Origin of the sequence: Microcoleus sp. Pol11C3 (assembly GCF_036701485.1) — a bacterium.
Lineage (GTDB): Bacteria > Cyanobacteriota > Cyanobacteriia > Cyanobacteriales > Microcoleaceae > Microcoleus.
In genome coordinates this window covers 1-23,623 of sequence record NZ_JAUBQW010000050.1, presented here as the reverse complement: position 1 = coordinate 23,623, position 23,623 = coordinate 1, and the positions used below count along the sequence as shown (strand labels likewise).

Annotated in this window: 20 protein-coding genes; 13 read left to right on the top strand and 7 right to left on the bottom strand. The window is 45.9% G+C overall.

The genetic code is table 11. The features are described 5' to 3' along the window. Positions 1-16 precede the first annotated feature (16 nt). Complete coding sequence (locus QUA40_RS13690) at positions 17-250, top strand: hypothetical protein (protein ID WP_190662685.1); 234 nt, start codon at positions 17-19, stop codon at positions 248-250. Between the two features lie 46 nt (positions 251-296). Continuing rightward, positions 297-860, top strand: coding sequence for a Uma2 family endonuclease (locus QUA40_RS13685; RefSeq protein WP_333126507.1), 564 nt, complete (start codon positions 297-299; stop codon positions 858-860). Positions 861-937: 77 nt separating this feature from the next. On the opposite strand, the gene QUA40_RS13680 is transcribed toward QUA40_RS13685, so the two are convergent. Then, the gene (locus QUA40_RS13680; RefSeq protein WP_333126504.1) at positions 938-2,017 is read right to left on the bottom strand and encodes a M23 family metallopeptidase; all 1,080 of its coding nucleotides are present in this window, start codon (positions 2,015-2,017) and stop codon (positions 938-940) included. A gap of 160 nt (positions 2,018-2,177) precedes the next feature. On the opposite strand from QUA40_RS13680, the gene QUA40_RS13675 reads away from it, so the two are divergent. Further along, positions 2,178-2,891 (top strand): phosphatase PAP2 family protein, encoded by a 714-nt coding sequence (locus tag QUA40_RS13675; RefSeq protein ID WP_333126501.1) that lies wholly within the window; start codon positions 2,178-2,180, stop codon positions 2,889-2,891. 35 nt (positions 2,892-2,926) lie between these two features. Here QUA40_RS13675 and QUA40_RS13670 read toward each other — a convergent pair whose 3' ends face one another. Further along, the gene (locus tag QUA40_RS13670; protein WP_333126499.1) at positions 2,927-3,811 is read right to left on the bottom strand and encodes an aspartoacylase; all 885 of its coding nucleotides are present in this window, start codon (positions 3,809-3,811) and stop codon (positions 2,927-2,929) included. A gap of 384 nt (positions 3,812-4,195) precedes the next feature. On the opposite strand from QUA40_RS13670, the gene QUA40_RS13665 reads away from it, so the two are divergent. From QUA40_RS13665 to QUA40_RS13645, 5 genes are all read left to right on the top strand, one after another. After that, the gene (locus QUA40_RS13665; protein WP_333126496.1) at positions 4,196-4,516 is read left to right on the top strand and encodes a DUF433 domain-containing protein; all 321 of its coding nucleotides are present in this window, start codon (positions 4,196-4,198) and stop codon (positions 4,514-4,516) included. Between the two features lie 14 nt (positions 4,517-4,530). Then, positions 4,531-4,905 (top strand): DUF5615 family PIN-like protein, encoded by a 375-nt coding sequence (locus tag QUA40_RS13660; protein WP_333126531.1) that lies wholly within the window; start codon positions 4,531-4,533, stop codon positions 4,903-4,905. Between the two features lie 63 nt (positions 4,906-4,968). After that, complete coding sequence (locus tag QUA40_RS13655) at positions 4,969-8,754, top strand: leucine-rich repeat domain-containing protein (protein WP_333126493.1); 3,786 nt, start codon at positions 4,969-4,971, stop codon at positions 8,752-8,754. A 66-nt stretch (positions 8,755-8,820) separates the two neighbouring features. Then, positions 8,821-9,333, top strand: a complete 513-nt coding sequence (locus tag QUA40_RS13650; protein WP_333126490.1) for a dihydrofolate reductase family protein — start codon at positions 8,821-8,823, stop codon at positions 9,331-9,333. A 108-nt stretch (positions 9,334-9,441) separates the two neighbouring features. After that, positions 9,442-9,714: a hypothetical protein gene (locus QUA40_RS13645; RefSeq protein WP_333126487.1), complete on the top strand. Its 273-nt coding sequence runs from the start codon at positions 9,442-9,444 to the stop codon at positions 9,712-9,714. 83 nt (positions 9,715-9,797) lie between these two features. On the opposite strand, the gene ileS is transcribed toward QUA40_RS13645, so the two are convergent. Both ileS and QUA40_RS13635 read right to left on the bottom strand, forming a co-directional pair. Further along, entirely contained in the window at positions 9,798-13,385 is a 3,588-nt protein-coding gene (gene ileS / locus QUA40_RS13640) for an isoleucine--tRNA ligase (RefSeq protein ID WP_333126484.1), read from the bottom strand. 433 nt (positions 13,386-13,818) lie between these two features. Then, complete coding sequence (locus QUA40_RS13635) at positions 13,819-14,229, bottom strand: Npun_F0494 family protein (RefSeq protein WP_333126481.1); 411 nt, start codon at positions 14,227-14,229, stop codon at positions 13,819-13,821. A gap of 130 nt (positions 14,230-14,359) precedes the next feature. Between QUA40_RS13635 and QUA40_RS13630 the strand changes: the two genes are divergently transcribed. Beyond that, complete coding sequence (locus QUA40_RS13630) at positions 14,360-16,087, top strand: tetratricopeptide repeat protein (RefSeq protein ID WP_333126478.1); 1,728 nt, start codon at positions 14,360-14,362, stop codon at positions 16,085-16,087. A gap of 54 nt (positions 16,088-16,141) precedes the next feature. Here QUA40_RS13630 and QUA40_RS13625 read toward each other — a convergent pair whose 3' ends face one another. Together QUA40_RS13625 and QUA40_RS13620 are read right to left on the bottom strand one after the other, a co-directional pair. Further along, positions 16,142-16,381: a type II toxin-antitoxin system HicA family toxin gene (locus QUA40_RS13625; RefSeq protein ID WP_333126474.1), complete on the bottom strand. Its 240-nt coding sequence runs from the start codon at positions 16,379-16,381 to the stop codon at positions 16,142-16,144. Continuing rightward, on the bottom strand, positions 16,374-16,640 hold the full coding sequence (locus QUA40_RS13620; RefSeq protein WP_333126471.1) for a type II toxin-antitoxin system HicB family antitoxin: 267 nt from the start codon (positions 16,638-16,640) through the stop codon (positions 16,374-16,376). The genes QUA40_RS13625 and QUA40_RS13620 overlap by 8 nt, the downstream gene beginning before the upstream one ends. A 156-nt stretch (positions 16,641-16,796) precedes the next feature. Between QUA40_RS13620 and QUA40_RS13615 the strand changes: the two genes are divergently transcribed. From QUA40_RS13615 to QUA40_RS13600, 4 genes are all read left to right on the top strand, one after another. Then, positions 16,797-18,287, top strand: coding sequence for a catalase (locus QUA40_RS13615; protein WP_333126468.1), 1,491 nt, complete (start codon positions 16,797-16,799; stop codon positions 18,285-18,287). 258 nt (positions 18,288-18,545) lie between these two features. Then, positions 18,546-18,797, top strand: a complete 252-nt coding sequence (locus tag QUA40_RS13610) for a hypothetical protein (protein ID WP_333126465.1) — start codon at positions 18,546-18,548, stop codon at positions 18,795-18,797. A 47-nt stretch (positions 18,798-18,844) separates the two neighbouring features. Further along, complete coding sequence (locus QUA40_RS13605) at positions 18,845-19,285, top strand: peroxiredoxin (protein ID WP_333126462.1); 441 nt, start codon at positions 18,845-18,847, stop codon at positions 19,283-19,285. A 434-nt stretch (positions 19,286-19,719) separates the two neighbouring features. Next, on the top strand, positions 19,720-22,374 hold the full coding sequence (locus tag QUA40_RS13600; RefSeq protein ID WP_333126459.1) for a C39 family peptidase: 2,655 nt from the start codon (positions 19,720-19,722) through the stop codon (positions 22,372-22,374). Positions 22,375-22,470: 96 nt separating this feature from the next. Here QUA40_RS13600 and QUA40_RS13595 read toward each other — a convergent pair whose 3' ends face one another. After that, on the bottom strand, positions 22,471-23,373 hold the full coding sequence (locus QUA40_RS13595) for a PEP-CTERM sorting domain-containing protein (RefSeq protein ID WP_333126456.1): 903 nt from the start codon (positions 23,371-23,373) through the stop codon (positions 22,471-22,473). Positions 23,374-23,623: the final 250 nt, after the last annotated feature.

The window sequence follows — 23,623 nt, the reverse complement described above, 5'->3', positions numbered from 1 at the left end:
TTCGGTATGCACTTCTATGAATTATCCCATTCCTACGAATCCTCAAGAAATGATTGCTTTGCGACAGCAGCCACTGAATGAAGAATTGGTGGCGTCGGCGATCGCGGGTGTGATCCAAATAGCTCGATCGCGCTCTCAGTCTTTGGATGAATTAAAGGCTGAGGTACTCGCGGACGACAATCTGCTCGATTTTGCTCAGAGGCTATGGCTGAGCGACATTGTGGCTCAAGCTTGGAACAATTTACCTTAGACTCGACTGCTGCTAAAAGATCTACTTCATTAGAGGTGAACTTAAAATGGTACAAACAAGATTAAAATCCTTAACTTTAGAAGAGTTTCTCCAACTACCCGAAACCAAACCTGCCAGCGAATACATTGACAATCAAATTATTCAGAAGCCAATGCCACAGGGGAAACACAGTGCGACTCAATGTGAACTAATTATTTTCATTAACGCTATATTAAAACCCAAAAAAGTTGCACGAGCATTTCCCGAACTCCGGTGTACCTTTGGCGGAAGGTCAACAGTGCCTGATGTTTCAGTATTTGTCTGGAACAGAATTCCCGCCGATGATAACGGCGAAATTGCTAATGTCTTTCCCATAGCTCCTGATTGGACAATTGAGATTTTGTCGCCTGACCAAAGTCAAACTAAAGTTACTAAAAATATTCTGCACTGCTTAAATCATCAAACTCAAATGGGCTGGCTGATCGATCCCGACGAACAATGCGTTTTTGTTTATGTTCCCCAGCAACAGACAGCAGTATTTGATGAACCAGAAATGCTGCTACCTGTGCCGTCCTTCGCTAACGAACTGCGGTTGAGTGTCGGAGAATTATTTGGCTGGCTGCTGAAATAATCTTCGGAAGAATGTCCTATTTTTAATAGCTTTTACTGTTCCCTACTGACAACAGTTAACAGTCAACAGTCAACTGACTACCGCAACTCAACTTCTCGCTTGACTTCTGCTAAAACTCGATCGCCCCGCGTCAACCGATATTCGGCCCGCCAAACTCCGGGAGTCAGAGGAGAATTTGTACTGTTTCTTTTGCCGACATAACCCAACCAAGTGCGGCTGGGGGCTTTAATTTCATTGGTCTGGTCAGCGATGGTTGTGCCGTTGGGTGCAAATAATTTGTATTGTTCGCGATCGCCCTTGAGCACTCCGTAACTTTGCACCCAAAACAACAAAGCTGGACTGTTTGCAGGGAGTTTAGTCTCGGAAAATTGTCCTTCCCAGACAGCGTTGATATCGGGTGGCTTATTGGCAAAACCGGCCCTAATTAAACCTGTGGAAATATAGTCTAGAGGCTTGTCCCAAATTGGATTGCGGGCGATATTGCAGCCTGCCTTCGCGTCGGGCCCGACAAACGGATCTACGGGTTTGCCTTGATAGCGAAAAGTTACGTGTACGTGGGGGAAAGATGCCATCCCAGAGTTCCCTACCATGCCCAAAACTGTGCCTTTTTGTACCTGCGTACCCGGTTTGACGGCAACGCTGCCTTTGCGGAGGTGGCAGTATTGGGCTTCCCAACCACCGCCGTGGTCGATTACCATGCCGTTGCCGCATTCTGTGCCTGCGATGCCGGCTTTGTCTGTATCGTTTTGTAAACGCCGATCGACAACACCATCTCGCGATCGCAAAACTTTGCCTGCTGCGGAGGCAATAACTGGAACTCCTTTTGCCATTGCTTTGGCGTCGGGAATCGCAAAGTCTGTGCCGTCGTGCCCGTCGTAGGTTTGGCGCCCGCAGCCAAAATCGACGGCAGTGGGGCCGGGTTCTCGATCAAAATACAGCAATACAAAACAGTCTTTGCCTAGGGTACAGTCGATCGGCTGGCCGAATTGCGGGTTGTTCGGCTTTTGGGCGACTGCAGAAGAGACTAGACGCTGGGCGATCGTGTGGGCTTCGGCGATCGGGGCACTTACTCCGGTTTGGCTAGCACAGCTAGAAAGACTTGTCAACTCCACGGTCAACAAAATTGCAGAAATGTATTTTTTTGATAGTATATTCATTCGCCTGTGGGATGTAAAAGCTGAGGTGGGTAGTGAAAAATCAATTAATCATTCACAATATACTTGCTCAGGAATCTCGACGCTCGATCGGGCGTTTTCGTTTCCTAGATTTGTGGTATTATTGTATGTTTTTGATTTTTAATTGTTAATTACTTAAAAAATGCTCTCTAAAACTCGATCGCTCATTTCGATAATTCGGCTTGCCGGGCTTGCTGTTGCTGCTTTGGCGATGTGGGGATTTGCCACCCTTGCCCACGAGGTTTGGGAAAAGGAAACCTACGCTTTCGATAAATCTATTTTACTATATCTTAGGAGCCTTCATACTCCGCTGCGCGATCGAGTCATGCTCGCCTTTACATTTTTTGGGGAGCCAAATTTGCTGCTAGCGCTGAGCGTGAGTTTGGGTATTATATTGTGGGTGCGAAAACATCGCTCCGAAGCCACAACGATTGCAGTTACAGGCGCTGGGGCGCTCGGTTTAAATATACTCTTAAAACAACTGTTTGCCCGTGCTAGACCTCAACTTTGGGAACGCACAGTTGATGTAAAATTTTACAGTTTTCCTAGCGGACACGCGATGATTTCAATGGTTATTTACGGTTTGTTAGGATATTTCTTGGGTTCGCGCTTTCCCAAGCTGCGCTGGTGGATTTACAGCTTGACAGTTGTATTAATTGCTGCTATTGGTTTGAGTCGGCTTTATCTAGGGGTTCACTGGCCTACCGATGTTATTGCCGGTTATACGGCGGGTTTGGTGTGGCTGATTGCCTGTATTCTCAGTTTGGAAGTATGGAAGCAATTTCGTTCTGTTAGTGCGCCTTCTGAAGAAGAGTTTTTGTCACCAGAACCCTCTCAAGAAATAACTCATGACTAATGACCCTTCGACTACGCTCAGGGCATCGCTAATGACTAATAACTAACAACTACTTGCTTTTGGGTAAAACACATGGCAATTCCTTTTTCGTAGTAAGCAGCCTCGTTAATGAAAATGGGATAAACGGTTGATTTACCTTCATACAAGACCAACTCGCCATCAAAGGTCAAAAACATCGGATCGCCGGGATTCAGGGCTTGATAATCTCTGAATTGCAGATGAGGATGAATCATTGCCTGAATTTCTCTGTTCTCGTTTCTGGGATAGTCGATCGCCCCAATGGTGTGATAAATAGTCAAGGGATTCTTTGCACCAGGCATTGTACCTTGATTGTAGGCTTCTACATAGTCTAATATGCTGCCGACAACTTGCTCAGTTTGCTGAAATAAAGACGCATCTAATACGCCTTGTGCCACTGCACCCACCTCCAGCGTACCGCCTAATGGGGAAAGTGATCGCAGCAAAGGACTATCATGATTCTTGGTTGTAGAAGCGAGTATCTTGAGGTGGGGATACACAGATGTTAAATAAGCTGCTAGTTGCAGGTTAAATGGATGATGGCTGGCGAGAATAAAAGTTAGCCCCATGTTGGATGTGGTGCTGTGCAAATCGATAATTAAGTTGGGCAGATGAGTGTTTTTTGAGCTAAAAATGCGGTATATTTCTTTCGCCCGCTGCGATTCATAGCTGGAGAGGTGGGGATTGTCTAAATCTTGCTTTCTAAAGCAGCGGTTGAGGTCGATATCGATGTAGCGTGTCCCGATTTCGCAGGCTTTGGGATTGGCTAGCAGGGCGATTGTTTCAAAAGTCGATCGCCCAATTAACTCTGGCGCGCGATCGAATTTCTTCACGAGATAAATTCCTGTGAGTTCGTTTCCGTGGGTTCCTCCCACTATGGCAACACGTTTAATTTGATTCATAAACAAATAACTTCCTATCCCCAGCTTATCACCCTTTGTCATTTGTTGGTAAAAAACATCAGATTGAGCTTGATTATGTGTTTATATTTAGATAAGCTAAAGTTTAAGTAAGTAGGTATCACACGCAGACCTTGGAAACCCAGTTTATCTGATCCTGTCACAATAAAATGAAGACTACCGAGAGACAAAGGATATGACGCCAGAGGAGTTGTTGCAGTTAATCGACAACCGCAAATGAAGGCTAGACAGAATTGGATTTGGCGTGGTTGGAGGAATTGCAGCCACAGATTGGCAAGTGCGCTCCGTTTGAGAGGTTGGTGTTGAGGAAATTTGCTATGATAGTTTGAGCGATCGCACTATTCTATATTCTGTAAATTACCAGCTATGAACATTCAGTTGGTTGACTCCTTAATTCAAGTCATTGAGTCGCTGACACCTGAAGAGAGTTTGCTATTCCAAGAAAAACTCTTAGCTAGGGCGATTCAGAGTACGCCTGGAGTCTGTGGAGGAAATGCCCGGATTCGCAATACCCGCATTCCTGTTTGGACACTGGTTTCGCTTCACCAACAGGGGGCTGATGAGGCTGAGTTACTTCGGAATTATCCAGTCTTGGACGATCGCGATTTAGAGAATGCTTGGCGTTATTACGATCGCCACCGGGAAGAAATCGATCGCATTATTGTTTCTCATCAAACCGATGATTGAAAGGGTGAGGCTGTATTAAGAGTGAAAATTTCCAGATCGCAATGGTCGAGCATTTGCGTAGCCTTGACTGTGATGTTTTAACTTCCTATGATGCTGGTCAAGCGAATCAAGAGATTCCTGATGACGAGGTTCTCCGATTTGCTACTGAACAAAATCGGGCGGTAATTAGCTTCAATCGCGATGATTTTGTGGCGCTACACCGTGGCGGTGAACATCATGCAGGAATTATTGTGTGTAAAGACGATCGAGATTACTTGGGACAAGTTACTATTCTTCATGCCTATGTTCAGGATGTTGATTCGCTGTTCGATCGCCTGATTCGCATCAAAAAGCAGAATCAGCCTGGGTTGAGTCATCCGGTTTTTGTGGTTCAAGAGTACGGGCGATAATTCCCCCCCACCAAGCGAAAATTCCTGTCACAATAAAATGAATCCTACCGAGAGACAAAGGGCATGACGCGAGAGGAAGCAGTGCGGCGAATTCACCGGGCAGCCGAGGAAAAATTGACCCAACTGGATTTGTCGGGGCTGGAATTGGAGGAATTGCCGCCGGAGATTGGCAAGTGCACGCAGCTTGAGACGTTGGTGTTGGGGAAGGTAAAGCGATGGACACGATGGGCTGATGGTAAAATTACTCCGCACCCGAGTACCAATAAATTGACCTCACTGCCAGAGGAATTGCGCTCGCTGGGCAATTTGCGATCGATTAACCTCTGTGGCAATCCATTCGGAACGATGCCAGAATTGCTGCTAGAAATGAAGCAATTAGAGAGTTTAGATTTAACCAGTATTGGTTTAACAGAAATTCCAGAGGGGATCGGCAAACTGTCCAATCTGACACAGCTTGTCCTCTGGGACAATAAGATCATCCAAACCCCAGATGCGTTAACAAAGCTTTTCCAAGCGCTCGGTCAACAGCCCAATCTGACACAGCTTAACCTCAGTGGCAATCAGATTATACAAATCCCAGAGGCGCTCAGCAAACTATCAAATTTGACACGGCTTGACCTCAGTGGCAATCAGATTATACAAATCCCAGAGGCGCTCAGCAAACTATCAAATTTGACATGGCTTGACCTCAGTGGCAATCAGATTATACAAATCCCAGATGCGCTAGCAAAGCTTTGCGAAACGATCGGTCAACTGTCCAATGTGACACGGCTTGACCTCAGTCTCAATCAGATCACCCAAATCCCAGATGCGATCGGTCAACTGTCCAATGTGACACGGCTTGACCTCAGCCTCAATCAGATCACCCAAATCCCAGATGCGATCGGTCAACTGTCGAATCTGACATACCTTGACCTCAGTAACAATCAGATAACAGAAATCCCAGATGCGATCGGGCAACTGTCGAATCTGACACGGCTTAGCCTCAGCAGGAATAAGATTACCCAAATCCCAGATGCGTTAGCAAAGCTTTGCGAAGCACTCGTCCAACTCCCGAATCTGACAGTGCTTGACCTCAGTAGCAATCAGATTACAGAAATTCCCGAAGCGATCACGCAACTGTCGAATCTGACACGGCTTAGCCTCAATTACAATCAAATTACCCAAATCCCAGATGCGATCGGCAAACTGTCCCATCTGTCACAGCTTAACGTCTGGAACAATCAGATTACCCAAATCCCAGATGCGATGGGCAAACTGTCCCATCTGACAGAGCTTTATTTCAGTAACAATCAGATAACAGAAATCCCAGAGGTGATCTGCCAACTGTCCCATTTGACAGAACTTTCTCTCGGCAACAATCAGATAACAGAAATCCCAGATGCGATCGCTCAACTGTCGAATCTGACAAAGCTTTCCCTCAGTCATAATCAGATAACAGAAATCCCAGAGGCGATCGTCCAACTATCCTACCTGAGACACCTTTACCTCAGTGACAATCAGATAACAGAAATCCCAGATGCGATCGGTCAACTGTCGCATCTGACAGAACTTGACCTCAATGAGAATCAGATTACAGAAATCCCAGATGCAATCGGTCAACTGTCCCAACTGACAGAGCTTAACCTTAGTCGCACTCAGATCACCCAAATCCCAGAGGTGATCGCCCAACTGTCCAATCTGACAGAACTTGACCTTAGTAACAATCAGATTGAAAAGATTCCTGAATGCTTAGAAACACTGCCAAAACTTGAAAAACTCGACCTTCGTCGCAATCCCCTGCCCATTTCTCCAGAAATTCTAGGGCCGACTCAACAGTATAAAGACCCCGGTACTCCCGCCGCCATCTTCAACTACCTGCGCCAACTCCGCAGCGGCGAAGTCCTCCCCCTCAATGAAGCCAAAGTCCTTCTCGTCGGGCAAGCCAGCGTCGGCAAAACCTCGCTGATCAACCGCCTCACCCACAACAAATACAACCCCAACGAACCCCAAACCCACGGAATCACCATCACCGACTGGCAAATTACAGTCCACACCAAACCAGTCAAACTCAACGTCTGGGACTTTAGCGGACAAGAAATCAATCACCACACCCACCAATTTTTCCTTACCAAACGCAGCCTCTACCTCCTCGTGTGCAACTGCCGCACCATCGAAGACGAAAACCGCCTCGAATACTGGCTGAAACTGATCGAAAGCTTCGGCGACGCATCCCCCGTCATCCTCGTCGGCAACAAGTGCGACGAACAACCCCTGGATCTCAACCGCAAAGCCTTGCGCGACAAATATCCCAACATCAAAGCGATTATCGAAACCTCCTGCCAAAGCGGAACCGGCATCGACGAACTCCGCAGCGCCATCCACACCGAAATCTCCCAACTCAAAGAAGTCTACGATCTTTTGCCGCTAAGCTGGTTCCAAGTCAAGCAGCGCCTGGAAAACCTCGACAAAGACATCATCAGCATCAGCGAATACGCCACCATCTGCGCCAAAGAAAACATCTTTGAAGAAACCGACCAAACCCAACTGATCGGACTGCTGCACAACCTGGGCATTGTCCTCAACTTCCGCGAACACCCGATCCTGCAAAACACCAACATCCTCAATCCCCACTGGGTGACACAAGGCATCTATGCCCTCCTCAGCGACGACGCACTCAAAGTCAAAACCAAAGGCATTTTCACCTACGCCGACCTCAGCCGCATCCTCGACTCAAATAAATATCCCAGCCGCCACTACGATTGCCTCACCGGGTTGATGGGCGAATTTGAACTCTGCTTCCCCGTCAGCCATTGTCCCGCGCCGACTTTCCTCATCCCCGGCATTTTGCCCAAAGAACAACCGCAAAACACCAAACTCGAAGGCGAAACCCTGGAATTTCAATATCACTACGGCATCCTCCCCGACAGCATCCTCTCGCGCTTCATCGTCCTCATGCACGCGAAAATCCACAACTGCACTCACTGGCGCACGGGGGTTATGCTGGAGTACAGGGAAGGCGCTGAGGTGTACAACATCGCCCGGATTAAATCTGACCCGGAAGATAAGAAAATCTTTATCGCCGTTAGCGGGCGGGAATCGACGCGGCGTTCTTTCCTCAGCATGATTCGCGATACGTTTACCAAAATCCACAATTCTTTTGCCAATCTGGAAATCAGTCATTGGGTGCCGGTTCCGGGTTATCCCGATGCTAACCCGCTGGATTACGAGGAACTGCTGGGACACGAGTCTGAGGGCCAGAATAAATATTTGGTCGGCAAACTTAAACTCTGGCTGGATTTGCGACAGTTGCTGGATGGGTATGAGTCGATCGAAGTTCGCCGCCGAAACCAAATGGGCGATCGAGAAATGGGAAAATATTATGACGACCTTGTAGATATCACTAAACTAGCTGTTAGTAGACCAATTATTAATAAAGCCTCAGCAAAAATGACTCAAAATTCTTCTGAAACCAACAACTTTCAAGGTGCTTTTCAAGGTGCTAACTTTTCCGGCAATATCGGCGGTTCGTCGAACAGTGCCGAAGTAGGTGGTAATCAATCCCTCCAAAACAATAACACCAATACCGCCGAAATTTTGAAACTAATTTCATCAATGCGTGAAACCGCCGCGCAGTTCCCAGAAGACATTCGCGAGGGGATAATTATTGATATTGAAGATGTCGAAGCCGAAGTCAATAAACCTGAGAATGAAAGGAATCCAAGCAGATTAAAGAAAAGCTTAACAGCTCTTGTAGCGGCGGGTACTGCGATCGCGGTTGGTGTCGCTGGTGTGACGGATTTTGCTGATAAGGCGATCGATGTCAGCAACAAACTGGGTATCGAACTCAAGCTACCGTCAGGACGCTAAATCATTTAAAATTAAGGTGACTGGGGCGATAATCGCCCCAATAGCCCCAAAAACCTCGGTGTTGCCATGCGAAAAATTGTACTATACATTGCATCTAGTTTGGACGGTTATATCGCGCGATCGAATGGCGATATTGACTGGTTATTTACAGACCAAAATTACGGCTACACTAAATTCTTAGATAGCATCGATACGGTTCTCATGGGTCGGAAAACTTACGAACAAGTTCTAACTTTTGGCGAGTATCCATACCAGGAAAAAAAGAGTTATGTTTTTACGAAAAATCTAGATTTTAAAGCCACTTCTGATGTCGAAGTGGTAACACAATTTGAGAGTTTTGTCAATGATTTGCGCTTGCTTGAGGGCAAGAATATTTGGTTGGTGGGAGGTTCTCTGCTGATTCGCGATTTCCTCAATCAAAACTTTGTCAACGAAGTGATTCTCTCGGTTCATCCGCTTATTTTGGGCGAGGGAATTCCTTTATTTACTAATCCCATAAATACTACAGTTTTGCAGCTAACTGGATGTCAGACATACAGTTCTGGTATGGTTCAGCTATCTTATGATGTCGCGAATTGAGGGCGCGCCCCATTGCTAAGTCGCTTGCAAAATACTGTCACTTGATTATCAAAAAACGTAAGATAAAACTTAGTAATTTGGCTGATGAGGAAATGTGTTTGCTACTTTTTGTTATTAATATCTTTTTTCTGGGTAGCGCTTCCTGCTGAGGCCTCTGTATGCCGCAATTATCAAGGGCGCGAGATTTGCATTGTCGATATCAAACGCAGTGCAAAAAATTATTGGGAATACAGGGTAATTCTGAGTGTTGATGGAGTTAAACAGCCTCTAGAAGTCTACAATTGCCGCGATCGCACTACAGTTAAGAAAGATGGCACTGTTTTGAACTTTGGACAAAACAACCCTGGTGAAATCGTCTGCCGTTTTTTTAATCAGAAATAAGCAAATGAAGTTATTGTAAGGTGCGCTTCGGGGTGAATGTGGCAACCACAAACTCAAAATTTTTTCCCGAAGCGCAGCCTACGTTAGAATTTGCCGTCTACTGCGGACACGCAGCGTTCGCAAATTAGCGGATGTTCGATCGACTCTCCGACATGAGTCGAGTAATTCCAGCAACGATCGCACTTTTGGCCGTCTGCTTTCACTACACCAATCGCCAAATCGGGAGACTGATAACTATACGGCAATTCTTGCATGATTGCATTCGATTCTACCAGTTCCACTTCCGAAGTAATGAACAAATACCGCAGTTCGTCTACACCGTTGCCGGTCATTGTAGAATCGTGCGTTACAGCTAGGGAAGCAGGAATTTCTGGTTTGGGTTCGACTGCAACTAATTCTGCTTGCGGGATTTGGGGTGTTTCTACAAACACTTTTTCTACTGGGGCTGTTTGTGCGATCGCCTCTGTTTCTACAAGCACAAGCGCTGCTTCTACTGGCGGTGCGAAGACGATCGCCTGTGTTTCTGCAAGTACAAGCGCTGTACTCCGGCCCACCACATCTGCTGTCAGGAAATCAATTTGTTGTGCAATTTCTTGACGGTTTGCCGCAAACAGCAAGTGACGGAAAGCAAACCAGATTGTAAATAAAATGCCGATGACTTCAAAGAGGCCTCTTAACATCGGAATCTGATTCATCGTATCCAAAACCGCCAGCGTTACTCGGCCCGTTACTAACACAGAGGCTAACAGCCCAAGTGTTACCAAAACTTTTTGGTATTCTGTGACAAAGTTGCCCGCGTATTCAGGCAAATTAGCCACAAACTGGGCGCTTTGATCTAACATTTGCTGCCAATCTGAAGCTGACTGTTCAGGCGCGGAATACTGTACGATCGCAGAAGATCGATCGCCCTTTTCTATCGTTGCCTGTTCAACATGAATTATGTTTTCTGTCAAGACTTTGGCAACTTTTGCCGCTTGTTCTTCCTGTTTATCTTGTGCTGCTTTTGCTTTCTCCTCTGCGGCTAACTCGATGACTGAATTTTGCGATCGCACATAATCCACCAATTCTTCGCTGCTGGGATTCAAAGCTTGCAGTTGCTGTCTTTTTTCGACATCGGGAACGTACAATAAAACCTTAGCTTCCAAAGAAGAACCGATCGCCTTTTCCATCCGGGCTTTTTCCAAAACCTTATTAACTTCGCCGCGTACTTGTCGCAAATACTGCCAGCGAGTAGCCAATTCTGGATTGTGCCATGAAGCATCAATTTGCACCCAGCCGGCTTCAAATACTGACTTGTAAGGAGTCGGATAGGGAAGGTACTGCCAAATATCCTCAGCCATGTGACACAACACAGGTGCGATCGCCCTTGCTAAATTCTCCACGGCGATCGCAATCACCGTCTGACAACTGCGGCGGCGAAGGGTATCTGTCGCGCTGATGTAAAGTCTGTCTTTGGCAATATCCAAGTAAAAGTTCGATAGATCCACCGTGCAGAAATTCTGCACAGTTTGGAAAAATCGGGAAAATTGGAAGCTTTCAAAAGCATCTTGGACTTCCGCAAACACTTCGCCCATTCTGTGCAGCATATAGCGGTCGAGTTCCGGCAATTCCTCGTAAGCAACGGCATCTTTTACCGGGTCGAAATCGTGCAAATTACCCAGCAAAAACTTAGCTGTATTGCGAATTTTCCGGTAAACATCCGATTGCTGTTTGAGAATGTTTTTGCCCAAAGGCACGTCTGCTGAGTAGTCTACCGAAGACACCCACAACCGCAAAACATCGGCTCCATATTCCTTAATTACGACTGCCGGATCGACGACATTTCCTTCAGATTTGCTCATCTTGCGGCCTTTTTCATCCAGCACAAAACCGTGAGTCAAAACTGTTTTGTAAGGAGCAACGCCGTTAGTTGCTACACTGGTAAGCAAACTAGATTGAAACCAGCCTCGATGTTGGTCTGAACCTTCCAAATAGATATCAGCAGGATAGTTTAATTCCGATCGCCCTTTGGCCACAGCAGCCCAGGAAGAACCGGAATCAAACCACACATCCATCGTGTCGGTTCCCTTGCGGTAAGTGCGGCCGTTACTGCGGTAAGATTCCGGCAGCAATTCGGCGATCGACAATTCCCACCAAGCATCGGAACCTTTGTCAGCAAAGATGGCTTGCACATGGGCGATCGTTTCTTCATTTAACAGCGGTTCGTTGGTTTCTTCGTCGTAGAATACGGGAATGGGAACGCCCCAAGTCCGCTGGCGAGAAATACACCAATCCGATCGATCGCCCACCATTGCAGTAATCCGATTTTCCCCTTGGGCAGGAATCCAATTCACATCCGCGATCGCTTTTAAAGCTTCATCTCGGAACCCTTCAACGGATGCAAACCACTGTTCCGTCGCCCGAAAAATTGTCGGCTTTTTCGTGCGCCAATCGTAAGGATAAGAGTGAGCGTAACTTTCCTCTTTAATCAAACAATTTGCTTCGGCAAGGGCATCAATCACTGCGGCATTGCCATTTCCGAGGACATTTAAACCTGCAAACTGTCCGGCTTCGGCGGTGAAATTTCCGTTTTCATCTACGGGCGTTAAAACTGGCAAACCGCAGCGTTTTCCCACGATAAAGTCTTCTTGTCCGTGCCCCGGTGCGGTGTGCACCAATCCCGTACCCGAATCAGCGGTAATGTAGTCACCGCCGGCAACAATTGGACTTTCGCGATCGAACAGCGGGTGTTTATAGCTGCAACCTTCTAATTCCTTGCCTTTGAAGGTAGCGAGTATTTTTAATTCCGTGTTAAAAGTTGCCGACAGCCGATCGACCGCATCGACAGCTACTAACATAAATTGTTGTGCGATGTGGGAATTTGCCGGCGGTTCCACCACCGCATAAGTCAGTTCGGGATTGACTGCGATCGCCAAGTTTGCCGGAATTGTCCAAGGAGTAGTCGTCCAAATCGCCGCCCAGAGGCTCGGCATATAGCGCTTGAGCTTCGTTTGCAGGGATTTTGACAATTTTTTTACATGAAAGCCGACGTAGATGCTGCGCGAGGTGTGGCCTTCGGGATATTCCAATTCCGCTTCGGCCAGGGCTGTTTTCGAGCTCGGGCTCCAGTGAACAGGTTTGAAGCCGCGGTAGATGTAGCCTTTGAGCACCATTTGACCGAATACGCCGATTTGAGCGGCTTCGTATTCGGGTTTCATGGTTAAATACGGGTGTTCCCAGTCGCCCCAAACGCCGTAGCGCTGGAAGGATTCGCGCTGCTGTTCCATTGTTTGCTGGGCGAAGGCGGCAGCTTTGCGGCGGAGTTCGATCGGGGAAAGATTTAGCCGCTCCTCCGATTTCATGTTCTGCAATACTTTAAGTTCGATCGGCAATCCATGACAATCCCAACCGGGCACGTAGCGGACTTTTTTGCCGCGCAGCATTTGGTAGCGGTTGATAAAATCTTTGAGGATTTTGTTAAGGGCGTGGCCGATATGGAGTTGTCCGTTAGCGTAGGGTGGCCCGTCGTGGAGGATGAACAAGTCGCCTGGGTTATTGTCGGATAGGCGATCGTAGATTTCTTGATCTGCCCAAAATTGTTGCAATTCTGGTTCGCGCTTGGCCGCGTTAGCGCGCATATCAAACTTGGTTTTGGGCAGATTTACGGTGTCTTTGTAAGATTTAGCTTCCATTTTTGACAAACTTTTTATGTAGTTAGTTGTTAGTAGTTAGCGGTTATTTGAAAGATGATATCAAGTCCGGTTAAATAATCATAATTAACTTTGTACTGAGAACTTTAGTTTTCTCTCGTCCTTGAAGTGCTGACAACCAGATATTCTAGTATAGGCGATCGACCGCACATTAGATCCAACCAAATCCGTAGAGAGATATCTCTTCTCGAACTCTGCGCCCTCTGCGGCCTCTGCGGTTAAATCATTCCGGTCGAAGCATAAACGATATCACAAATCGACCTTGGGCTATTCGGTTAGCCAACTGAACATTTCACCGACGGTGAGATTGAAGGATTCAGCAATTGACACTTGCAGTCGGTTAAAACCGACTTTCGCTATGAGACAGGGAATTCATTCCCTGTCGGAATGTCGGACTAGCGCAAGTGAAAACCCCTCATAGAAATAGTCCCAACCCGCGGCTAAAAGCATTACCAATACGATCGCACAATGACGCGGCAGGCACTCCCTGTCCTTCCTGTTCCCATTTTTCCACGAGTTGGCGGCCCAGGGGCGTGAGGCGAAAACTGTCAGTAATGCCTTGTCCGTCTACTTCCCGCCGCATTACGCCGACTTGGATCAGCCAGAGTAGGGAGTTTTCGGCTACGAGTTCCGATACGGGCGATCGGGTGTAGCCGCTTTCAACACCGGAATTTGAGGCGATCGCAGTTAGGAAAACACTGTTATCGCGGATGGTCTGAAAGAAGTGTAATTGAAAAGGGCTGCACCGGACGGCGCGATCGGCTCTTTTTACGGTGCGGCTGGGATAACTAATAGATTTAAACGCTTCGGATGGGATAAAAGTCATTGAGAGAACTTTTGAGTAGGTATTGTGTTTTTAATTGTTACAGATTTAGAGTCAAAGTGGAGTTGCCAAAAGCATACCAAGTTCAGAGGAAGTAGACTAGGCTTATCGAACTTATAAATAAAGAAAGATTATGCCTTTACCAAAAGTGCCTAAAAAATTCTTGCCCAAGTTAACCTCAGTTTTCTTATTGTTATACGTGGCGGCGACACTGCCGTGGTTTACCAATCGTCTCACGTCCTTTGCTTATATTGTTCAAGGGATTGTGCAGAGTGGTCAAAATGCAGAAGATGAAGAGATCGCAGCTTACCGCCAAGCCATCAAAGTTGACCCTCAGTTGGCTTGGGCTTACAACAAACTCGGCAATGTGCTATTTTACAAGTGGAAATTCGATGAAGCGATCGCAGCTTACCGCCAAGCCATCCAAATAGATCCAAACTATGCCAACGCTTATAAAAATCTGGGTAATGCGCTCTTCTTCCAAAGGAAACCAAAAGAAGCGATCGCAGCTTACCGCCAAGCGATTCAAATAAATCCCAATTATGCCGAAGCTTACAAAAATTTAGGTGATCTGCTGTTTATTGAAGGCAAATCAGATGAAGAGATCGCAACTTACCGCCAAGCAATCAAAGTTAACCCTCAGTGGGCTTGGGCTTACAACAAACTCGGTCGTAAATTCTACGGCCAATCCGAATTCGAGCGAGCGATCGCAGCTTATCGCCAAGCCATCCAAATAGATCCAAATGATGCCGAAGCTTACAAAAATTTGGGGGATGGGCTGTCATTCCAAGGCAAACTCGATGAAGCGATCGCAGCTTACCGCCAAGCCATCCACATAGATCCAAACTATACCGAAACTTATAACAATCTGGGTAATGCGCTATTCAACCAAGGCCAACCACAAGAAGCGATCGCAGCTTACCGCCAAGTCATTCAAATAGATCCAAACGATGCCGAAGCTTACATAAATTTAGGTTGGATTTTACAGGAACAGGGGAGATTAGACGAGGCGATCGCAGCTTACCGCCAAGCTATTCAACTCAACCTCAAAAATAACCAAGCGGACAACAATTTCACCGAGAGGATAAGTGCATACCTCCAAAATATTAGGGTTAATTTATTACTCAAAGAAACCAAGCGGCTCTTAGCTATGCGAAAAAATCCGCAATTTTTGGAAATTCCAGAGCGATTACCCAGTTTACAAGATGAACCTTTAGTTTCATTAAAGCGGTCTGTTGTCCGAGTTATTATTAAAAATTCTCCCGAGTTACAGTCGCTTACTGGCTGGGTAGTAAAACGGCAGGGAAACAAAGCTTGGATTGTGACAAAGCGCATTGTGAAAACGCCTGACAAAACTAAGATTCAGAGTGATCTAGAAATCGAAGTTGAATTTTATAGTAAACCTAAATCTGGCGAATTCCGCAAGCGGAAACCCGCTAAGATTGCTAAAATTACTGCTGCCTCTGACAAGCTAGATTTAGCTTTACTTGAAGTCACGAACATTCCGAAAGATATTAAGCCTTTAGCCAGATCCTCAGCCTCTGTTATCCTCAACTCACCTACCCACATTATTGGATATTCTGACGACTCCAATGATGATTGGACAGTTGCAACAGGAAAAGTCATCAACAAGAGCGATCGAGAGTTACAAATATCTGCAATTTCAGTTAGAGTTAATGCTGGCAGTCCCGTATTAGATCGGCAAAATCGCGTTGTTGCCATTGGGCAGGGAAGTCGTTATACCATTAGCATTACTCGATCCCACAATCAAGAGCCGATTCGACGACCTGCTACTAATACTGCTCTTGCTTTTCCGATCCAATCACTTACAACACAACTGAAAGATTGGGGTATTGATTAGGCAACTGCTGTCCAGTAAAATCGCTAACTCAATCGCTGACTAATAAAGGCGGACTTAACTAATCATCCCCTCAATTTCTGGATCGGTAAACCCAAATTGCCTGAAAATCCGCAACACATAAGCTGGTGACATTTCCCCAGCACCGATATCAATCGGAACAATCCTTTTTCTGCCTTCAATTTCACGCATATACAAACGATGATCCCCTTTCGCCTCTCGGTAAAACTGACATCCGTTTTGTTCTAAAATCTTAATTAATGCTTTAGGTTTTAAAGATGGAATGTTTTTAGGCATAAAGTTTCCTTAACTCATAAGTATCTGAGGTTTCGGCATCTTCTAAAGTCAGAAACTCGTGTAATTCATTAATAGAAAGAGGACTGAGATAAACATCAGACTCTGATTCATAAACTTCGGAAAATGACTCAATAGCTTGTTTTAGTTTATCAATAGATTGTTCGGGAGTATTTCCTTGTCCCACCAAGCCATTTTCTAAACACAAAGAAACCCAATAATCAGCACTTTTTTTGAGGATTACAGTGTAGAAATCAATCATATTTTATTGAGAAATTAGTTTTAAGTGACTCAGCAAATTTTGAAAACACACTAATAATTTAACACAAGATCGCCAATCTGAGAATAACCTCCGCAGAAACACCAGGGCCCCAGAAAGGTATAGAATACTGAGGATAGAGCAATCAATTTACCTACTATGACAGAAGACAAAACATTGACAACCGCTAGTGGAATTCCGGTTGCAGATAACCAGAATTCCTTGACAGCAGGTGAACGCGGGCCTATCCTCATGCAGGATTTTCACCTGATGGAAAAACTGGCTCACTTCAACCGGGAACGCATTCCTGAGCGCGTTGTCCATGCAAAAGGAGCCGCTGCATTTGGCACGTTCACCGTCACCCATGACATTAGTCGCTACACCAAAGCTCAGCTATTCTCAGAAATTGGCAAAGAAACTCAGGTTCTTCTGCGCTTCTCTACAGTAGGCGGGGAACAAGGTTCAGCGGATGCCGAACGTGACCCCAGAGGTTTTTCGATCAAGTTCTACACCGAAGAAGGCAACTGGGATTTAGTAGGCAATAACACGCCTGTTTTCTTCATCCGCGATCCGCTCAAATTCCCTGATTTGATCCACACCCAAAAGCGCCATCCCCAAACGCATCTCAAAGATCCTGACGCCAAGTGGGATTTCTGGTCGCTGAGTCCAGAAGCTTTGCATCAGGTGACAATTCTGTTTTCCGATCGCGGTACGCCGAAAAACCACCGCCACATGGACGGTTTTGGCAGCCATACCTTCAGCCTAATCAATGCTCAAGGAGAACGGGTTTGGTGCAAATTCCACTTCAAAACCATGCAAGGTATTGACAATTTCACCGCCGAAGAAGCGATGCGGATCAAAGGCGAAGACCCCGATCATGCGACTCGCGACTTGTTTGAATCGATCGACCAAGGTAATTATCCCAAGTGGCGGTTTTGCATTCAAGTAATGACCGAGGCCCAGGCTGCAGAGTATCGCGAAAACCCCTTTGACTTGACAAAAGTGTGGAAACACTCAGAGTTTCCGTTAATTGACGTGGGAATCCTGGAACTCAATCGCAATCCACAAAACTTTTTTGCTGAGGTGGAACAGGCGGCATTTTCTCCTTCTAATGTCGTTCCAGGTATTAGCTTTTCTCCAGACAAGGTGCTGCAATCTCGCATCATGTCTTATCCAGATGCTCAACGCTACCGTCTCGGTGCAAACTATCAGCAATTGCCCGTCAATCAACCAAAGTGTCCGGTAATGCACTATCAACGGGATGGCGCAATGGCACTGGGTAACAACGGTGGTAGCGGGCCCAACTACGAACCCAACAGCCACGAGGATGCCCCGAAGCAAAACTCGGCCTATGCTGACCCAGCTTGGGACTTAGGAAATGTCAAAGTCGATCGCTACGATCACCGTAAGGGCAATGACGATTACACCCAAGCAGGAGACCTCTATCGATTGATGAAACCCGACGCACAGCAGCGGCTTGTCGCGAACATTGTGGAAAGTTTGAGTGCAGCAAAACCGGAGATTCAGATGCGCCAACTCTGCCATTTCTTCCGCGCCGATCCGAATTATGGCCGCCAAATCGCGGAAGGTTTAGGAATTGCGATCGATCCGTCGATGATGCCCGCTGCTGGTCAACCGGTTGGTGTGTAGAACCCGCAAACATTCAATTAGACATCTGCTTTTTAGCAGATGTCTATTCTCACATCCTGCACTATTTCCGCTGAACAGGCAAGATGCCTGTTCCATAAGAAAATCTACTCTTTGTGGAACAGGCCTCTTGCCTGTTCAAAAAAGGATTATTGACAATGGTGCAATATCTCAGTATTGAAACTATGCGTGTAATTAGACATCTGCTTTTTAGCAGATGTCTATTTTCACATCTTGCACTATTCTCGCTGAACAGGCAAGATGCCTGTTCCACAAGAAAATCTACTCTTTGTGGAACAGGCATCTTGCCTGTTCAAAAAAGGATTATTAACAATGGTGCAATATCTCAGTATTGAAACTATGCGTGTAATAGGCACTCTTACCCCGCGTCTTAGGTGCAAGTTAAATGCAGTACAGCTTAACGTCATGGAGTTGGGGGCGATTCCCTGCGGGATAGCTTCGCTTCACGCGATTTTTAGCAACGGTCTCTTGGAAAGGCACACAACCAAGTAAAATAACTTGAGGAACTGCAATAAAAACCAAACAAGAGAAACCAAACTATGACCTTACCAATTGGCTGTGCCGCTCCTCAATTTACCGCCAAAGACACCAACGGCAACACCGTCTCCCTCTCCGACTTCACCGGTAAAACCGTAATCTTGTATTTCTACCCCAAAGATGACACCCCCGGCTGCACCAGACAAGCCCAAAGCTTCAAAGCAGCCCATGAAGAATACAAGGGCAAAGATATAGTAGTTCTCGGTGTCAGCCGAGACAACGAGGAATCGCACCAAAAGTTCACAGAGAAGTATGGTTTGCCTTTCCAGCTATTAGCAGATGTTGATGGCACGATTACCAAAGCTTACGATGTCGAGAAAGGCGATTATGCCAAGCGCGTTACTTTCGTCATCGACGGTACCGGCAAAATTATTCAGGTTTATGAAGGAGAAAATCTGAAAGTTGACTCTCACGCTCAAGATATTCTTGTCACCATAGTTTAGTCGAAGTTTAGCCGATCGCACTAACACTCCTGCACCCACCAAACGGCTAAAAACCCGGTTTATTCCTAGATGCCTCGTTGCTATAGGCAATATTCTCCTAGGAACCGGGTTTTTTTCGTAAGTCCTGACTCAGCAAGTGAGGGGTCAAGGGTTCAGGGGGAAACAACCGACTCGAACTAAATTCCTTCCCTCAAAACTTGCACCACAAATCCGCTCTACCAGGCATATATTCGGTTAAGGTGCTTGTTGTACGCCTAAAGTTAGATTTGTGGCGCAACTCCCGCCAATAATTAAAAACTTATACTGGAAAAGGCATTAACCGCCCGTAGGCTGAATCTAGGGGCGATTTTGTCCTGGTTCGGGTCATTGTGTTTGATAAAATCAGAAGTTATCCTTGCTTTAGCTGAATAACTAAGTAGGTAGAGGGATATATAATGACAACCAACAACATTATTTTGAGTTACTTAGGCCCGCGAGAAATTGAGGTCAATAGAGCCGCTGTCTTACTTGGCACTTTTGACAAAAATCTAGTGGCAGCGATTGCAGCAACAGAAGGCTCAAATGCCCTGAATGTCGGGATAAATCTCTCTAGAGGCATTTGGAACATCAGTTTAGAAAAAGGATTCGATAGCGCAGGAACTCGCACAGTGCAGGTGAGGGCAAGTGATAAGACCGGCAAAGTTATCGGCCAACAAACAATTAACATCAAGGTTAATCCTGCTTCTCAGTCACCCGCTCAATTATTCACGTTAATTACTCTCAGAGATACCGCATTCAAAGCCGGAACACTGCCCGCAAGCAATCTCAACGAGCTGCAAAAAGCGGACATACCAGCAGGAAAAATTTATCAAATTAGGGACTATGAGTTAGAAGACGGACACCTGAATGTTCAACTAAATAATCCAATTCCTCCGGTGGGAACCTCTGGCTTTTTCTACGAAAAACACGTACTTATAACCAAAGGCGCAAAAATTCTCATATTCGATCGCGCCGAGTTGCCTGCCCCGCCACCTGGAATGCAGTTACTGTGGGTGATCAAAAAGACCTGGTTAAAGCTCAACCCCACAGATTCTGCAACTTTAGGATCAACTCAGAAATTACAATTTAGCCTGGGAGAAACTTTCAATATTCTCGGCTACGCTTGCGTGGAAAACCATTTCCGAGTCGCTTTGGCTCGGGCCGTTCCTAACTTAGGGACTTCGGGATTTGTGTACTGGCAGCACGTCCAAATTTTGCGAGACGGGAGGGGAATTGAGTATGATAGAAATGCAGTTACAATGACTGTAATCAAAACGACTGTGTTTAAAAAGCGCCCGATCAATGCGGCTAGCCTGCCACCCCAAGAAAAAATTACCTTGCCGGCGGGAATGATTTACGGAATTGCCGGATTCTCGATCGAACAAAGCCACATTAAAGTCTCGCTGACCGAGAATTTACCGCAATTTGGCAATACGGGTTTCATTTATCCCGATTTTGTGCAATTCAGCCGCGGTGGCAAATCTTTTAATCCCGCTGTGAATTTAAGTTATCAAGGGCCCTCAGAAGTTTTAGTAAATCAGCCGATCGTCCTTCGGGGTACTTTTGACAGGCAACAAGCAGCAAAAATTGAGGTGATAGCTGAGGATAGATTTCCGCTAAGCGTCACGCTAAACCAAGAGGCAAGCACTTGGCAAGTTAATTTGTCTAAAGGATTTAGCGTAGCTGGAGCTCGGTGGCTCAGGTTGCGGGCAACTGACAGCAAAGGCAACGTTACTGGCAGCCAAATAATTAACATTACAGTCAGTTCCGATCCGCTGACTGTCGGAAAAGGTTTGACCTTAAAGATACTTTCTGATAGCTTGTTTAAGCTAACTCCGGTGGATTCTTCCCGGCTTAACAATCAGCAAAAAATTGTTGTGAAAGCAGGCCAGACTTTTACACTTAGCAAGTATGGATTTATTGACGGGCATCTCAAAGTGGTTCTGGATTCACCAATTTCGCCGATCGGCACTTTTGGCTATTTTTACGAACCCGAAGTTCAGCTTGCCAAAGGTAATCAAATCCTCAGATTTAACCTGGCTGACGTACCGAATAGCAACGTCAGCGCTCAACTTTTGGTAACTGAAACAACTCTGATTAAAAGCAAACCAGAAGACTCATCTAAACTGCTGGCTAATGAAATTTCTCTGATCAGTTTAGGCAGCACCTATGCCATCACTGGTTATGCCTGTATTTTGGGGCACTTCCGAGTAACTCTCGCAGAAGCTATTCCCGGTTTCGGCAATATCGGATTTATTTATTGGCAGTACGTTCAAATCAAGAAAAATGGCAAAGAAGTTCCCTTTGACCCCAGTGCTTTAACGATGACAATCCTACAAGCAACTGTGTTAAAAAAACGCCCTGTAGATTCTGCCAGCCTGATAGACACCGAGAGAACTACGCTGCCTTTAGGTCGAGTTTACGGTGTAGCAAGCTACGGTGCGGAAGGAGATCACCTGAAAGTTTCCCTGACTGAAGAACTGCCGAATTTTGGCAATACAGGTTATGTTTTTCCTAGTTTTGTTCAGTTCAAGCGGGGAGAGAAAATTTTCGATCCGGTTCCGAACAATGTGGAATTGAACGTGCCGTATTTTTCGCAACGGGACAATCCGCGTTTTGATTGGTCTACTTGCAACGTAACTGCGATCGCCATGGTGCTTTATTATTACGGCATTCGTTCTGAGGGGGGCGGACAATTGGAGGATGAGTTGTTGCAGTGGTGTTTCGATTATGCAGGCCAGGGTTCTCAAACCGATCACAACGTGCTTACGGCGCTGATTCAGGCTTACGGGTTTAAGACGAGTTTTAGTACGACTCGCCAATGGGCCGATGTGCGATCGGAATTGCTGAATCGACGGCCAGTAGTTTTAGCGGGAGATTTTACTGCTGCTGGTCACATTATTACTGTAATTGGCTACAATTCTCAGGGTTATATAGTGCAAGATCCTTGGGGAGATGCACTCACTGGTTACAGCGATACTGAGGGGAGAAAGTTGATGTATCCCTACAGTTACGTCAATCAAGTTGCGGGGCCAGATGGGAATGTTTGGGCGCATTTTATCTCTCCATAATCAACTCTACTGTTGGCAATTTGTGAGGCACTACGCCTATTCGTAAGGTGTGCATAACAGCTATTCGTAAGGTAATTAATGCACACCATACCTAACTTAGGCCATCTTGCGCTTAATTTTGCGTTTTGCTGCACCAATACCTAAAAAGCTCAATCCTACTAAAGTGCCAAACCAAGTAGAAGGTTCGGGTACGGCTTCAGCAGCTTCTTTTTCAAAAGAGCCTTTAATGGCGATCGCATCGTTAGCGCACTCGGCAAAAAAGTTAGCAATATAGTTCCCAGAAGGCATTGAGGATTTATTGAAACTGAATCCAATTGTTTGAGAACCTACTGCATTAAACTGAGCGAAATCAAGACCGAGAGCATTCAAAGTTGCTGGTGTTAAAAAATTGATTTCTCCTACTTTTGTACCCGTAGCTATTGAGTTGAGAATAGTCGAGTTTCCTGTTTGTTGAAAATAGGGGTCTGTGGCAGCTAAATCGCCCATTGATGGGGTTCCGCCTTGAGATGCCACTACCGTATTGAATTGATTTAAATTGCTAAAGCCAGAGTTAGTTTGGGTGACGTTTTTCGCTGTAACATTTCTGTAAACGCCTGTTGTCGCCACGCCGGAGTCATTTCCGCCAGCAAAGCGGATACCAAACAAGCTGCCGTTTGCGTTAGCTGTATTGAAGTTTTGACCGGAAAAATTGAAGAATAAATCGCCGTAGTTGATGTTGCCTCTTTGAGCTAGTGGGTAGGCATATCCTGCTAAACTTAGATTAGAATTGATGGCGATGAAAGCTGTATCTGATGTTTCTTTGAGGGCGATGCCGTAAAATTCAAATTCCCCGCCGCCGATTTGGGGCCCTGTCACGCCGTCGTTGAAGGAATCGATCGCATAATTCCAGCCGTTAGATAGCGTTGCGGCTGTAGCTTTTTGTTGCTGTATTGCGAAAAGGGCACAGAAAATAGCGAGTGGGTAAGTCCAGTGGATGGTGTTTTTAGCAATGGATTTCATAAAATGCTACCTGGGAATCATTGTTAAATGGTCAAGTCTGCTCGCTCGATTGTTTTAATTTTCAGTCAATCATATATTTCGGCTGAAAATATTAAAATATTACTAAAAATTTGGTCGGGCGATCGCATTATATCAACTATATTGGTTAAAAAAACTAATCAATGGCAGTAACTAAATAGGGCTTGCTGAATAATCGATCGCAAACTATGAATAGGAGCGACCGATATATTCAAACTCAACTAAAGATAAG